Consider the following 14,380-nt stretch of genomic DNA (forward strand, 5'->3'; position numbering starts at 1 on the left):
CGTCACATGTGGGTGCCGCCGTCGATCCGCAGCTCGGTCCCGGTGACGAACGCGCCGTCGTCCGAGGCGAGCATGGCGATCACACCGGCGACGGTCTCCGGCCCGGCGAAGCCCTGCCCGAGCGCGGGCGAGAGCTTGGCGAGCAGGCTGAAGTCGGCGTCCGCCGGCAGGCCCGGGTTGTTGGTCATGCCGCTGTCGATGCTGCCCGGCGCGACGCACACCGCACGCAGCCCCTGCTTGGCGTACTCGGCGGCGATCGCGTGGGTGAACGACTGGATGCCGCCCTTGGTCGCGGCGTAGGCGGCCATGTAGGGGTGGGCGAAGGTGGCGGAGGTGGAGCTGAAGTTCACCACCACGCCCTTGCCGCCGGCGAGCAGCGCGGGCAGCGCCTCCCGGGTCATCAGGAAGGTCCCGGTCAGGTTGATCGCCACGATCCTGTTCCAGAACTCCAGGCTGGTCCCGTGGGTGTGGGCGGAGCGCAGGATGCCGGCAGCGTTGACCAGGACGTCCAGACCGCCGAGCGCGGCGACCGCCTCGGCCACGACGGTCCGAACGGCGGCCTCGTCCGACACGTCCAGCACCGTCGTGGTGAGGCGGTCAACGGTGCCGTCGGCGGTGGCGCGGTCCAGGGTGGACTTCAGGCCGTCCTCGTTGACGTCGACGGCGACGACCCGGCCGCCCTCGGCGAGGATCCGGTGCACGGTGGCCCGGCCGATGCCCGAGCCGCCGCCGGTGATCAGGACGTTCCGTCCGGTGAAGCGCTCCATGGTGGTTCTCCGTTCCGTTCGTGGTCTCTCGACCTCGCTGACACGGTACGCCTGAATGACACGTCGTGCCAAAAAGGCTCGACACGCCGTATCGACGTGAGATGCCACCGATCCCTTCGTCCGCGTACGCTGTGCCCGTGACCGGACGTCCGACCCTGAACCAGCGCCGCCGCGAGAGCACCCGGCTGGAGATCGCCCAGGCCGCGGCCGAGCTGTTCGCTGCCCGCGGGGCCGAGGCGACCACCGCCGAGGAGATCGCCACCGCCTCCGGCATCTCGCTGCGCACCTTCTACCGCTACTTCTCGGAGAAGGAGGACGCCGTCGCCCCGCTGCTCGCGGCCGGCGGCGAACGCTGGGTGCGGCTGTTCACGGAGAGCGCCTCCGACCTGCCGGTCCGCGAGGCGCTGGAGCGTTCGGCGACGGAGTCCCTGAGCCCGTCCGACGCGACCGCCGTCGAGGCCCTGCGCTGGACCCGCGACCTGCTGCGCGACCCCCGGCTGGCCACGGTCTGGCAGCGGGTGCACGCCGACTCCGAGGAGCGGCTGCGGGCCGCGATCGCCGACCGCTGCCCGCCCGGCACCGACCTGCTGGAGATCCGGCTCGCCGCCGCGGCCGCCACCGCCGCGATCCGGGTCGCCCTGGAGCAGTGGGCGCGCTCCGGCGCCCCGGCCACCGGACCCGGCTCGCCCCGCGAACTCGGCGCCCGCTGCATGCGCGAACTCACCGCCGGCCTCGACCTGTGGAGCCGCGTCAACTGACGCCGCCTCCGTCACCCGCTCCGCCGCAGCAGCCGCAGCGGCCGCAGCAGGCGGAGCAAGGGCCGGAAGCACATCCCCACGGCCCGCTTCTCCTCCTCAAGACCGAGGGCGTCACCGCTGGTCGGCGGGGGCGGGGGGCACTCCGGAGCGGCTAGGCTGGGTGGTCGCGCCTCGGCGACGGTGCCCCACTGCGGACGGGGGAACCGGGGCGGCCCTCCCGGGTGTCCTTCCCCCGGGGGCTGGGGAGTACGAGGCGTGGGAGCAAACACGACATGGGTCTGACGAGCCACAAGGTGCTGGCACTGACCGTTCTGATCGCCGTCGCGGCGATGGTCGGGACGGTCTGGCTGTGGCCGAGACTGTCGAAGAAGAGCTGGAAGGCCGTCCTCGGCCGGATCGGCGCCCTGCTCGCCACCCAGCTGGCGGTGCTCGCCGCGCTCGGCCTGGTCGCCAACAACTACTTCGCGTTCTACAGCAGCTGGGACGACCTGCTGGGCACCGGGGACAGCGGGCCGGTGGTCATCCACAACAAGGTGGACGCCTCCGGCCGGCTGCGCGTCGAGACCATCGGCCACGCCGAGGTGCAGGGCGGCGGCGCGCTCGGCCGCGACCGCGACAAGTCCGGCGAGATCCGCGAGGTCCGCATCGACGGCGCCACCACCCGGCTCTCCACCGAGGGCTACGTCTACCTGCCGCCGCAGTACTTCCAGCCCGAGTACGAGCAGAAGCAGTTCCCGGTCCTGGTCGTCAGCACCGGCTTCCCGGGCATCGCCAAGAACCTCGTCACCCGCCTCAACTACCCGGGCGCGGCGCTGAAGCTGCTCCAGGAGGGGCGGATGCAGCCGACCGTGCTGGTGCTGGTGCGCCCCTCGCCCGCGCTGCCGCAGGACACCGAGTGCGAGGACGTCCCCAACGGCGCGCAGACCGACGCCTACTTCGCCAAGGACGTGCCCTCGGCGATCCAGGCCACCTACCGGGTCTCCGCCGACCCGAAGGCCTGGGCGTTCATGGGCAACTCCACCGGCGGCTACTGCGCGCTCAAGCTGGCGATGCGCCACCCCGACGTCTACCCGACCGCCGTCTCGCTCTCCGGCTACTACCAGGCGGCCGACGACCCGAGCACCGGCGACCTCTACAACGGCAGCGAACAGCGCCGCAACGAGGCCGACCTGATGTGGCGTCTCAAGAACCTGCCGCAGCCCGCGATCTCCGTGCTGCTGGCCGGCACCCGGGAGGGCGACGGCAACTACCGGCGCGAGACCGAGGCGTTCGTGGCCGCCGCGCACGCCCCGATGAAGGTCTCCTACAGCATGCTGGAGGCCGGCGGCCACAACTTCGAGACCTGGAGCAAGCTGCTCCCGTCCTCACTGGAGTGGATCTCCCAGCGTCTGACCGTCCCGGCCGCGAGCCCGTCGGCCTGACCGTCCCTGCCGCCGGTCGGCCGGTCGGCCCGACCGGTACGGCCGGGCGTCCGTCCGGGAAGGCGTCCGTCCGGGAAGGCGTCCGTGCGGGCAGGCGCTCAGGCCACCTGCTCCAGGGTGCCGGTGTGCAGCTCGCCGACCCGGCCGCCCTCGCCCTCGTACGTCCAGAACGCGCGGACCGTCATCCGGGCCAGGTCCATCACGTGGCTCACGGTGATGCCGCTCACCTCGGTCCAGCTGACGAAGTAGAGCTGCGGGCCGACCTCGGCGACGTGCAGGGAGACGTCCTCCCACTGGCCCGCCGACTCGCCGAGGCCCTCCCAGCGCAGCCGCTTGCCGTCGGCCGAGTACGCGTTGCGGAACGCCGCGCCGTTGTCGACCCGGAACAGGAAGGTACGGCCGGCGAAGGCGGGCGGGGACGCGGTCATGGCGGGGCGGGTCTCCTCGTCTCTGGACGTGCTGTCGTGGTGCTCGCTGCGACCCGGACGGTTCCGGACGCGGATGGATCTCCAACCTATCCGACCACCCCGCCTCCGTGGCGCACTTTCCCCGCCGGACCCGCCACCACGGCCACCGCGGCCCCCACGGCGACCCGGAACGGCCGCTCGGGAGCGCGGGGCGGCGGTGTGAGCTGCGCGACAACAGCCCCCGGAAGGTTGTCCGTGCGCGGACGGCCTGCCTAGCCTGCAGAGGCTTCCGCCGCAGCGGAGCCCCGCCGTCGGGACGCCGAGTCCCGTCCACCCGCCGGCCGGCAATCGAGCACCACAGCGGACGGGAGCGGGGGACCCAGGTCAGTGCCCGGCCGCGCGCCCAGAGCGTGCGAGTCGCGGCTAGGGGTGAAGCCGCTCTCCGGACGGCCGGGCAACCTCGCGCCCGAACCCGACAGCTCACCTCGTAGGCGTCGCAGAGGACCACTGCCATGCCCACTGCCTCCCCGCAGCCTGCGCCGAACCGGCGCGCCCTCGGCCGCCACCCCGCGCCCCGCCACGCCCGTCCCTCCCACCGGGGCCGCAGCGCCGCCCTCGCCGCCACCGGGGCGCTCGCCGTCACCGGTGCCGGACTGCTCGGCCTGCCGGCCGTGACCGGCGCCCAGGCCGCCGCCCTGCCGACCGTCACCCAGGACAAGCTCGCCCCGGCCGCCATGGTCGCGGGCAAGGCGGCGACCGGCTCGCTCACCCTGCACTCCTCGTCCTGCTTCACCGCGAAGACCGTCGGCGTCGGCATCCGCGACGCGGCCGGGCACAACCTCGACTTCCCCGGGAACAAGAGCAACGTCCAGGTCTGCCCGGCCGGCCTGACGGTCACCACCGGCGCGCGCACCCTGGCCGCCGGCACCTACACCCAGTTCGGCTTCTGGCAGGACAGCACCGGCGGCTGGCACAACCTGCCCTCCCGCGAGCTCGTCGTCTCCGCCGCCACCCCGACGCCGACCCCGACGCCGACGCCCACCCCCACGCCGACCCCCACGCCGACCCCGACGCCGACCACCCCCACCACGGGTGCCCCGGTCGCGGGCAAGACGCTCACCTGGTCCGACGACTTCAACAGCCTCGCCCTGGGTTCCCGCTGGACCGCCGACCGGAGCAGCTCCTACCACTACGGCGACCACAACCCGAACGACAACAAGCTCGACTGGCTGAACAAGAACAACGTCGCCGTCTCCGGCGGCGTCGCCACCTTCACCGCCCGGCCGGGCACGCACACGCTGGAGAACGGCAAGCAGGCCTGGGACACCGGCCTGCTCACCACCGAGTACTCCAGCGAGGGCTTCAAGGTGAAGACCGGGGACTACATCGAGACCCGGGTCAAGCTCCCGGCCGGCACCGGCGCCTGGCCGGCGCTGTGGACGTGGAACAGCACCAGCGGCACCCACGGGGAGATCGACTCCTTCGAGTACCACAGCGACAACCCGAACCTGCTGGAGCTGACCAACCACATCAACCCGGGCCACCTGTACGTCACCGACGCCAAGGCGATCGCCAAGGACAGCTGGGTCACCGTCGGCACCCACTACGGCGCCACCTCGGTCGACTGGTACATCAACGGCACCAAGGTCTTCTCCGACGGCAAGGGCGTCGGCGCCGGCTGGACGGCCTACCCGATCCTCAACCTGTCCCTGAGCGCGGGGAACTACCACCCCGCGCCCTCGGGCACCACGCCGATCACCTTCGCGGCGGACTACGTCCGGGTCTACCGGTAGCAGTCACCGGTCCGGGGCCGACGGTCAGACGATCGGCCTCGGACCGGTGGACTCGACGACCTCGATCGTGAACGGCTGCCGGTTGTTGCTCTCGATCCGGTCGTCGTCGCCGCGCACCGCGACATAACCGCCGGCCAGCGTGCCGAGGGGGACCTCGGGGGAGAGCCGGAGCGGGATCAGCGCGGTCGCGCTGCGGAACTTCGGCAGACCGGCCGGGAAGGTGCAGCGCACCCGGTGGCCGTTCTGGAACTCGTAGCAGTTCTCCGGGAAGAACGGCGGCTCGGCCGTGACCCCCTCGGGCAGGGTGATCACGACGGTGAACGGCGAGGCGGTCCGGTCCGGGCCGAGGTTGCCGACGAAGGCGTGCAGGACGGTGCTGCCGCCGGGCGCGGCCGGGTCCGGGTCGATCCGGACGACGTAGAGGTCGGAGTTCGAGGGCACGGCCGCCACCGCCGGGTCGGCGGTCGTGCCCGGGGCCGGGGCGCCGGGGTCACCGGCCCCCGGTGCCGGGGCGCCCACCCCGGGCGCGGGCGCCTTGTCGTCCGGCGGACAGACCGCCCCGGCCTGCCCGGCGGCCAGCACCGCCACCACGCACCCCGTCACCAACGACCTGCCGAGAAGCCTCCGAACGGAACCGCTGCGGGTCATCGCCGCTCACCCAACCCTTCGTGTCCGGCGCACCCGCGCCGTCGCGGGCCGCGTCCGGACCAGCGTCGCCGACGGGTCTCCGGGGTTGGGGCAACCCGCCCTCGGACGGGTCCAAGGGTGGCTCGAACGGGTGAACGCCCGCGCGCGTCGCCCGCACTGAATCCGCGTCAGGGGGCCAGGACCTGGCCCAGCCGGGCCGCGATCCCGTGCATCACGGGCACCAGCGAGGCCGCGCCGGCCTGCTCCTCCAGCGCCCTGATCCGGGCCTCCGGGCCGGAGACGGAGAGCGCCGTCGGGGTCGGCGCGCCGGGCACGGCGAGGGCGATGCAGCGCACCCCGATCTCCTGCTCCTGGTCGTCGACCACATATCCGCGCTCGCGCGCCTCGGCGAGCTGGGCCATCAGCTCCTGCGGGTCGGTGACGGTGTGCGGGGTGTGCGCGGGCAGCGGGTTGGGGCCGAGCACGGCGCGCGCCTCCTCGTCGGGCAGCTGCGCCAGCAGCGCCTTGCCGACGCCGGTGCAGTGCGGCTGCACCCGGCGGCCGACCTCGGTGAACATCCGCATCGAGCGCCGCGACTGCACCTGCCCGACGTAGACCACCTCGCCGCCCTCCAGCACCGCGAGGTTGGCGGTCTCGCCGGTGGCCTCCATGAGTTCGGCCAGGTAGGGGCGGGCCCAGCTGCCGAGCAGTCGCCCGGCGGTCTCGCCGAGCCGGATCAGCCGCGGGCCGAGGGTGTAGCGGCGCGCGGTGTCCTGGCGGACATAGCCCTGCTGCACGAGGGTACGAACCAGGCGATGGATGGTCGGCATCGGCAGTCCGGAGGAGGTGGAGAGCTCGCTGAGCGTCGCCACGCCGCCGGAGTCGGCGAGCGCCTCCAGCAGTTGGAAGGCCCGTTCGACGGACTGCACCCCGCCGCCGGTGCGCTCCGGCGCCGTCGTGGCGGGCGCCTTCGGGGCGCCGCCCTCGCCGTTCGCGGTGCTCCCGCTGCTTTCGGTGCTCTCACTGCTCTCGGAGGTCGGGGCCACCGGCGTTCCCTTCGCGGTCGGAGGAGGAGTACAGTCCCAGCGATCATCTCAACAAACCGTTGAAATTCTGTATCGCGGAAACTAGTCTCCACCTTACAGAATCAAGCCCTCCACTTAGGAGTGTCCTGCTCATGGCTGCAGATCAGGGACCCGGAGCTTCCCCCACCGCTCCGGTCGTCACGGTCGCGGGTCCGCGCGTCCACCGGGCCGAGGAGGTGCTCACTCCGGAGGCGGTCGCCTTCGTCGTCGGCCTGCACCGCTCCTTCGAGGGCCGGCGCCGCGAGTTGCTCGCCCGCCGCCGGGAGCGCCGCGCGGAGATCGCCCGCACCGGCACCCTGGACTTCCTGCCCGACACGGCCGGGGTCCGCGCCGCCGACTGGCGGGTCGCCGAGGCGCCGAGGGCGCTCCAGGACCGCCGGGTCGAGATCACCGGCCCCACCGACCGCAAGATGGTGATCAACGCGCTCAACTCCGGCGCGAAGGTCTGGCTCGCCGACTTCGAGGACGCCACCTCCCCGACCTGGGAGAACGTGGTGAGCGGTCAGATCAACCTGATCGACGCCTTCGAGGGCCGGATCGACTTCGCCACCGACGCGGGCAAGAGCTACACCCTGCGCCCGGCCGCCGAACTCGCCACCGTCGTGGTCCGCCCCCGCGGCTGGCACCTCGACGAGAACCACCTGCTGGTCGACGGCGAGCCGGTGGCCGGCGCGTTCCTCGACTTCGGCCTCTACTTCTTCCACAACGCCGCCCGGCTGCTCGCCCGCGGCGCGGACGACCCGAACTCCGGGCCGTACTTCTACCTGCCGAAGACCGAGAGCCACCTCGAAGCCCGGCTCTGGAACGACGTGTTCACCCACGCCCAGGCCGAGTTGGGCATCCCGCACGGCACGGTCCGCGCCACCGTGCTGATCGAGACCATCACCGCCGCCTTCGAGATGGACGAGATCCTCTACGAGCTGCGGGACCACGCCGCCGGCCTCAACGCCGGCCGCTGGGACTACCTGTTCTCCATCGTCAAGAACTTCCGCGACGCCGGCGAGCACTACATCCTGCCCGACCGCAACACCGTCACCATGGCCTCGCCGTTCATGGCCGCCTACACCCGGCTCCTGGTGCGGACCTGCCACCGGCGCGGCGCGCACGCCATCGGCGGCATGGCCGCGTTCATCCCCAGCCGCAGGGACCCCGAGGTCAACGCGGCCGCGCTGGAGAAGGTCCAGGCCGACAAGGACCGCGAGGCCGGCAACGGCTTCGACGGCTCCTGGGTCGCGCACCCGGACCTCGTCCCGGTCGCCCGCGCCTCCTTCGACGCCGTGCTCGGCGACCGCCCGCACCAGAAGGACAACCCCGGCCCGGACGGGCCGGTCACCGCCGACCAGCTGCTCGACATCGCGGGCGCCGGCGGCAGCTGCACCCGGCACGGGCTGCACAACGCCGTCCAGGTCGGCATCCGCTACATCGAGGCCTGGCTGCGCGGCCTCGGCGCGGTCGCCATCTTCAACATGATGGAGGACGCCGCCACCGCCGAGATCTCCCGCTCGCAGATCTGGCAGTGGATCCACAACGACGTCGTCCTCGCCGACACCGGGGAGAAGGCCACCGCCGACCTGGTCCGCCGCCTGGTCGCCGAGGAACTCACCGCGCTGCGGGCCGAGGTCGGCGACGAGGTGTACGCCGCCGGGCGCTGGCGCGAGGCCGCCCAGCTCTTCGAACAGGTCGCGCTGGCCGAGGAGTTCGCGGACTTCCTGACCCTGCCCGCACTGCCCCTGCTCGGCTGAGGTCCCGGCCCGCACCGCTCCTGCCCGGCCGAGGCCCACGCTACCGGCCGGGCACGCCGCCGGGTCCCCGCCGGGGCGGCGCACTCGGCCCGCCGGGTGCGCCGTTCCGTACGAGGACACCCGGTCGGGCGACGCGCTGTCCGACGACGCACCGCCCGTCGAGGTGGGGCGACGCCCAGCCCGTCACCCGTTGCGGCAGGTCAGCGCGTCACCGAGGGAGCTGCGCCGGTAGAGCACCCGGCGGCCGTGCCGGGTGCGGTCCAGCAGACCGGCCGCGGTCAGCGCCCCCAGGTGACGGCTGACCGCGCCGGGCGTCACCCCCAGCCGGTGGGCGAGCTCGGTGGTGGTGGCGGGCGACGCCAGCAGGACCAGCAGCCGCGCCCGCGCCGCCCCGACCAGTCCGACCAGGGCGGCCGGCGCCCCGCCCGGCCCGGCCCGTCCGGCCAGGCCCTCCGCCATGGTCGCCCGGCCGCGCGCCGGATAGACGATCAGCGGCGGGCCGTCCTGGGTGATGTCGGTCTGCGCACCGAGCCCGGCCAGCGTCGGGATCAGCACCAGGCCCCGCCCGGCCACGTCCACCGAGGTGCCCAGCGCCTGGACCGCCGGATTGGAGTCGTTCAGCCGCAGCACCCCGGCCCGCCAGGAGATCCGGCCGTCGAGGTCCGCGAACAACCCCTCGGAACCGCGCTCCGAGAGCATCCGGCCCCGGTGGGCGAGGTCCGCCTCCAGCACCTCCCGCGCCCGCGGCCACCAGGCGGGGGCCAGGCAGCGCGTCCAGTACGCCGACAGCGCCTCCGCCACCCGGTCCCGCAGCTCCACCGGGCGGTCGACCAGCGCGGTGAGCACCGGCGGCAGCGGACTCCCGTCGCCGGAGTAGGCGGCCAGCACATCCGTCCTGACCTCCTCCGGCGGGGTCCCGGCCAGCTCCGCGAGCTCGTCGTGGAAGTCCGGCCGGGGCACCGCGGGGCGGGGCGTCAGGAAGTCCGGCACAAAGGCGTTCGGCGTGATCAGCGCGTCCAGCAGCGCGGTGTCCAGGGTCTCCCAGCGGTCCTGCCAGCCGGCGATCCAGGGCTGCTGCTCCGGGTAGTACCACGTCCAGCGGCGGGCGCGCAGGCCCAGCACCGCCTCCTGTAGGGGGGAGTAGGCGAACCAGGTGGCGGCGAGGTCCTCGACCCCGAGGCGGAACTCGAACATTGACCGTAACGGTAAAAGAATTCCGCCCGTCCGGGAACCCCGCTGTCCTTGGTGCATGACTTCCTCCCCCCGCACGGGGGCGCGCCCGCGCGCCTCCGGCCGACGCCTCCTGCCCGCCGACCCGCTGCTGCGCAGACTCGTCCTGATGGCGCTGGTGAACTCCGTCGGGGACGGGCTCTTCGTCACGGTGAACGTGCTGTTCTTCACCCGCTCCATCGGTCTGACGCCCACTTCGGTGGCGCTCGGCCTCACCGTCGCCGGCGTGTGCGGGGTGTTCGCCGGGGTGCCGATGGGGCGGCTCGCCGACCGGGTCGGGAGCAGGCAACTGCTGCTGGTGGTCGGCCCGCTGGAGGCGGCGGCGGTGCTCGGCTACGCCTTCGTGCACTCCTTGGCCGTCTTCGTGGTGCTGACCTGCGCCGCGACGGTGCTGTCGCGCGGAGGGGCGGCGGTGCGCAGCGCGCTGATCGCCCGGGCGCTGCCGGCCGAGGGGCAGGTGCGGTCGCGGGCGCTGCTGCGCTCGGTGATGAACGCGGGCCTGGTGGTCGGCTCCGGCGGTGCGGTGCTCGCGCTGCAGGCCGACAGCTACACCGGGTACGTGACCATGATGGTGCTGGACGCGCTGAGCTTCCTGGGTGTGACGGTGTTGCTGGCGGGCCTGCCGGTGTCGGCGACCACCACGGCCGGAACGGGTACCGGGGGTGCCGCCGCCGACGGATCGCGCGGTCCCCGGACGGCGCTGCGCGACCGCCGGTACCTGCTGGTCACGGCGCTGCACGCGGTACTGGAGCTCCAACTCGCGGTGCTGATGGTGGGGTTGCCGCTGTGGATCGTGCTCGGCACCGGGGCCCCGGCGGCGATGGTCGCGGCCGTCAATGTGGTCAACTGCCTGCTGGTGGTGGTGTTCCAGGTGCGGGCGAGCCGGGGGGTCACCGATGTGCCGTCGGCGGCGCGGGCCTGCGCGCGCGGGGCGCTGCTGCTGGCGGGCGGGTGCCTGGTCTACGCGGCGGCGCAGTACGGCCCGGCCTGGGCGGCGGCCGGCGCGCTGCTGGTGGGGGCGCTGGTGCACACCCTGGGGGAGCTGCTGACCTCGGCGGGCGGCTGGACGCTCAGCCTGGACCTGGCGGACCCGCGCTCGCACGGCGAGTACCAGGGGGTGTTCATGAGCGGGCAGGCGGCCGCGCATGTGATCGGGCCGCTGGTGGTCACGCTGACGGCGGTGGACCACGGGGCGGTCGGCTGGGTGGTGCTGGCGGGGGTGTTCGCGCTCGCCGGACCGGCGCTGACGGCGGCCGCGCGGGGACCGGCCCCGGGCGCGGTGCAGGCCGCCGTCGTCCGCCCGGGCTGAGTCCGGTCCGGTCTGTCGCGCACCGGTGCGGGCGCCCCACGGGGGTGGGAGCCGGCTCCGGTGCGGCGGCACGCCGCGGCCCCGGACCCTCGCCGTGGGTCCGGGGCCGCGGTCCGTCGGCCGGGCGGGCCGGACCGGGAGAGCCCGGGTCCGACCGGCCGACGGAGTCCGGGTGACGCACCGTCCCTGGGGCGGCCCGGAGTTCGGGTGGAGCGGAGGAATTGAGAGGACGGATCGTCAGATCGGGCGGGCCGCAAGCTCCTTGGCGGCCCGGGCGCAGGCCTGTGCGATCCGGTCCTCGTTCACCGTGGTGAGCTGACCCTTCTCGACGACGGCGTTGCCGTTGACGAAGAGCACGGCCAGCGGCGGCAGCGCGCCGAGGGCGAGCGCCGCGACCGGGTCGGCGATCGAGGAGTGCATGATGCCGTCGACCTTCCACAGCGCCAGGTCGGCGAGCTTGCCGGCCTCGATCGAGCCGATCTCGTTGTGCCGGCCGAGCACCCGGGCGCCGCCCATGGTGCCCAGGCGCAGCGCCTGCCGGGCGGTGAGCGCGGTCGGGGTGCCGTGCAGCCGGTTGATCAGCAGGGCGTTGCGCAGCTCGGTGCCGAGTTCGCCGGACTCGTTGGAGGCGGTGCCGTCGACGCCGAGGCCGACCGGGACGCCGGCCGCCAGCATGTCGGGGACCCGCGCGATCCCGGCGGCCAGCCGGGCGTTGGAGGACGGGCAGTGGGCGACGCCGGTCCCGGTCTCGGCGAACTTGGCGATGTCGGAGTCGTTCATGTGGACGCAGTGCGCCATCCAGACGTCCTCGCCGAGCCAGCCGACCGACTCGAAGTAGTCGGTGGGGCCCATCCCGAACAGCTCCTTGCAGAAGGCCTCCTCCTCGGCCGTCTCGGAGCCGTGGGTGTGCAGCCGGACGCCCTTGCGGCGGGCGAGTTCGGCGGACTCGCGCAGCAGCCGGGTGGAGACCGAGAACGGCGAGCAGGGCGCGAGCGCGATCTGCAGCATCGAGTCGGCGGAGGCGTCGTGGTAGCGGTCGACGGCCTCCTCGGAGGCGGTGAGGATCGCGTCCAGCTCCTCGACGGCGTGGTCCGGGGGCAGGCCGCCGTCCTTCTTGCTGCGGTCCATCGAGCCGCGCAGCGCGGTGAACCGCAGGCCCAGCTCCTGGACGGCCTCGATCTCGGCGCCGAGGATGTCGCCGCCGTCCTTGGGGAACACGTAGTGGTGGTCGGAGGCGGTGGTGCAGCCGGACTTGAGGAGCGCGGCGGCGGAGCCCTGGGCGGCGGCGTGCACGAGACGGTCGTCGATCCGGGCCCAGGTCGGGTAGAGGGCGACCAGCCAGTCGAACAGGATGTTGTCCTGGGCGAGGCCGCGGGTGATCCACTGGTAGAAGTGGTGGTGGGTGTTGACCAGGCCGGGGGTGACGAGGTGGCCCTCGGCGTTGATCCGGCGTACCACGTTGTCCAGCCAGGCCGGGGCGGGGCCGTTGCCGACCGACTCGATCCGGTTGCCGAGGATCACCACGTGGCCGCGGGCGTACTCGGTGTCGTGGGCGTCGACGGTGGCGATCGCGGCGTTCTCGATGACGATCCGCTGATCGGCGGGCGGGGGCTGGACTGCCATGGTGACTCCAAGGGGGAGGGCCGGGCGGGCACGGGGCGCATGCCCGCCCGGTGGGTCAGGAGGGTGACGGCGTCGCCGTCGGCACCGACGGGTCGGGAGACCCCTCGGTGGCGGCCCGGCGGGTGGCGCCGAGGTGGTGGAACAGCAGGTTGAGCAGGACGGCCGCGACGCAGCCGGCCGAGATGCCGGAGTGGAGCAGGGTGCGGGCGGCCTCGGGGAAGGCGTCGTAGAAGGTCGGCGCGGCGATCGGGATGATGCCGACCCCGAGCGAGACCGACACCAGGACGGTGTTGGCGCCCGAGTCCAGGCCGGCCTCCGCGAGGGTGCGGATGCCGCTGGCGGCGACCGTGCCGAAGAGCACGATCCCGGCGCCGCCCAGGACGGGCTGCGGGACGAGCGAGACGACCGCGCCGAGCACCGGGAAGAGCCCGAGCAGGACGAGCAGTCCGCCGCCGGTGGCGACCACGAACCGGCTGCGGATCCCGGTCAGTGCCACCAGCCCGATGTTCTGGGCGAAGGCGCTGGCCGCGAAGCCGTTGAAGACCGGGCTGACGGCGGTGGCGAGGCCGTCGGCGCGCAGTCCGGCGGCGAGGGTCTTCTCGTCGGCCTCGCGGTCGACGATCCGTCCCAGGGCGAGCATGTCGGCGGTGGACTCGGTCATGGCGACCACCATGACGATGCACAGCGAGGCGATCGCGGCAGCGTCGAAGATCGGCGCGCCGAAGTGGAAGGGCGAGGGCAGGGCGAAGACCCGGGCCTCGTGGACGGCGCCGAAGTCGGCCAGCCCGAGCGGGAAGGCGAGCAGGGTGCCGACCGCCAGGCCGACGAGCAGGGAGAGCTGCTGCCAGAAGCCGCGCAGCAGCCGGTTGCCGAGGACCACCGCGCCGAGGGTGAGCGCGGCCAGCCCGATGGCCTTGGTGGAGCCGTAACCGGGCGCGTCCGGCGAACCGCCGCGGGCCCAGTTGACGGCCACCGGGAGCAGGGACACCCCGATGAGGGTGATCACGGTGCCCTGGACGACCGGTGGGAAGAACCTGATCAGCTTGCAGAAGTACGGTGCCGCGAGGAGGCACAGGATCCCCGCGACGATCACCGCGCCGAAGATCACCGGGAGGGCGTCCTTCGGCCCGTGCTCCTTCGCGATGGCGATCATGGGGGCGACGCCGGCGAACGAGACGCCGTTGACGAACGGCAGCCGGGCGCCGATCCGCCAGAAGCCGATGGTCTGGAGCAGGGTGGCCAGTCCGGCGGTGAACAGGCTGGCCGATATCAGGAGGGCGAGTTCGGCGGGGCTCAGGCCCACGCCGGCGCCGACGATGAGCGGGGGAGCGACGACTCCCGCGTACATCGCGGCCACGTGCTGGAGCCCGCTGGTGAGGAGCCTCACCGGGGGCAGGAGCTGGTCCACGGGGTGGACCTCCGGTCCGGACGGCGTGCCGGCGGGGCGTGCCGGTGCGCCGTCCGGGCCGGGTGTTCTCGCAGGGGTGGAACCGCCGTCGTTGCTGCCGGTGGTGCTGGGTGCCATGTCGAGCCCCTCTTGTGCCTCGGCTCTCGGCGCGCCCGTGACGCTGGAGGTGTCCCCCGAGGGCGGGGACGGCGGTGCAGGAGTCCCTCGGGG

General features: G+C 73.5%; 12 protein-coding genes and 1 riboswitch. Of the genes, 5 read left to right on the forward strand and 7 right to left on the reverse strand.

All coding sequences use genetic code 11. The features are described from left to right. Positions 1-2: 2 nt before the first annotated feature. Positions 3-767, reverse strand: a complete 765-nt coding sequence (locus IF01_RS0104945) for an SDR family NAD(P)-dependent oxidoreductase (protein WP_030392017.1) — start codon at positions 765-767, stop codon at positions 3-5. A 137-nt stretch (positions 768-904) separates the two neighbouring features. On the opposite strand from IF01_RS0104945, the gene IF01_RS0104950 reads away from it, so the two are divergent. Beyond that, positions 905-1,525 (forward strand): TetR/AcrR family transcriptional regulator, encoded by a 621-nt coding sequence (locus tag IF01_RS0104950; protein ID WP_244215424.1) that lies wholly within the window; start codon positions 905-907, stop codon positions 1,523-1,525. A gap of 272 nt (positions 1,526-1,797) precedes the next feature. Next, positions 1,798-2,946: an alpha/beta hydrolase gene (locus IF01_RS0104955; RefSeq protein WP_030392019.1), complete on the forward strand. Its 1,149-nt coding sequence runs from the start codon at positions 1,798-1,800 to the stop codon at positions 2,944-2,946. Positions 2,947-3,044: 98 nt separating this feature from the next. Here the strand turns inward: IF01_RS0104955 and IF01_RS0104960 are convergent, their stop codons facing one another. Continuing rightward, positions 3,045-3,374 carry a MoaF-related domain-containing protein gene (locus tag IF01_RS0104960; RefSeq protein WP_030392020.1) on the reverse strand — a complete coding sequence of 110 codons (330 nt, stop codon included), beginning with the start codon at positions 3,372-3,374 and terminating at the stop codon, positions 3,045-3,047. A 322-nt stretch (positions 3,375-3,696) separates the two neighbouring features. Beyond that, a riboswitch (cyclic di-AMP (ydaO/yuaA leader) is annotated at positions 3,697-3,862 on the forward strand. 3 nt (positions 3,863-3,865) lie between these two features. On the opposite strand from IF01_RS0104960, the gene IF01_RS45230 reads away from it, so the two are divergent. Further along, positions 3,866-5,146 (forward strand): glycoside hydrolase family 16 protein, encoded by a 1,281-nt coding sequence (locus IF01_RS45230; protein WP_279617250.1) that lies wholly within the window; start codon positions 3,866-3,868, stop codon positions 5,144-5,146. Between the two features lie 24 nt (positions 5,147-5,170). On the opposite strand, the gene IF01_RS46680 is transcribed toward IF01_RS45230, so the two are convergent. Both IF01_RS46680 and IF01_RS0104975 read right to left on the reverse strand, forming a co-directional pair. Next, on the reverse strand, positions 5,171-5,794 hold the full coding sequence (locus tag IF01_RS46680; protein ID WP_157855162.1) for a hypothetical protein: 624 nt from the start codon (positions 5,792-5,794) through the stop codon (positions 5,171-5,173). Positions 5,795-5,961: 167 nt separating this feature from the next. Then, complete coding sequence (locus IF01_RS0104975) at positions 5,962-6,702, reverse strand: IclR family transcriptional regulator (protein ID WP_030392023.1); 741 nt, start codon at positions 6,700-6,702, stop codon at positions 5,962-5,964. Positions 6,703-6,950: 248 nt separating this feature from the next. Here IF01_RS0104975 and aceB point away from each other — a divergent pair, with 248 nt between their 5' ends. Then, positions 6,951-8,600: a malate synthase A gene (gene aceB, locus IF01_RS0104980; RefSeq protein WP_030392024.1), complete on the forward strand. Its 1,650-nt coding sequence runs from the start codon at positions 6,951-6,953 to the stop codon at positions 8,598-8,600. Between the two features lie 183 nt (positions 8,601-8,783). Here the strand turns inward: aceB and IF01_RS0104985 are convergent, their stop codons facing one another. Beyond that, a complete protein-coding gene (locus IF01_RS0104985; protein ID WP_030392025.1) occupies positions 8,784-9,794 on the reverse strand; it encodes an ArsR/SmtB family transcription factor in 1,011 nt (336 codons plus the stop codon). A gap of 55 nt (positions 9,795-9,849) precedes the next feature. On the opposite strand from IF01_RS0104985, the gene IF01_RS0104990 reads away from it, so the two are divergent. After that, entirely contained in the window at positions 9,850-11,139 is a 1,290-nt protein-coding gene (locus tag IF01_RS0104990) for an MFS transporter (RefSeq protein WP_051754923.1), read from the forward strand. A 237-nt stretch (positions 11,140-11,376) separates the two neighbouring features. Here IF01_RS0104990 and IF01_RS0104995 read toward each other — a convergent pair whose 3' ends face one another. Together IF01_RS0104995 and IF01_RS0105000 are read right to left on the reverse strand one after the other, a co-directional pair. Further along, positions 11,377-12,762, reverse strand: a complete 1,386-nt coding sequence (locus tag IF01_RS0104995) for an 8-oxoguanine deaminase (RefSeq protein ID WP_030392027.1) — start codon at positions 12,760-12,762, stop codon at positions 11,377-11,379. Positions 12,763-12,817: 55 nt separating this feature from the next. Next, entirely contained in the window at positions 12,818-14,287 is a 1,470-nt protein-coding gene (locus IF01_RS0105000; RefSeq protein WP_078879673.1) for a nucleobase:cation symporter-2 family protein, read from the reverse strand. Positions 14,288-14,380: the final 93 nt, after the last annotated feature.

Source organism: Kitasatospora purpeofusca, from assembly GCF_000718025.1.
Classification (GTDB): domain Bacteria; phylum Actinomycetota; class Actinomycetes; order Streptomycetales; family Streptomycetaceae; genus Kitasatospora; species Kitasatospora purpeofusca.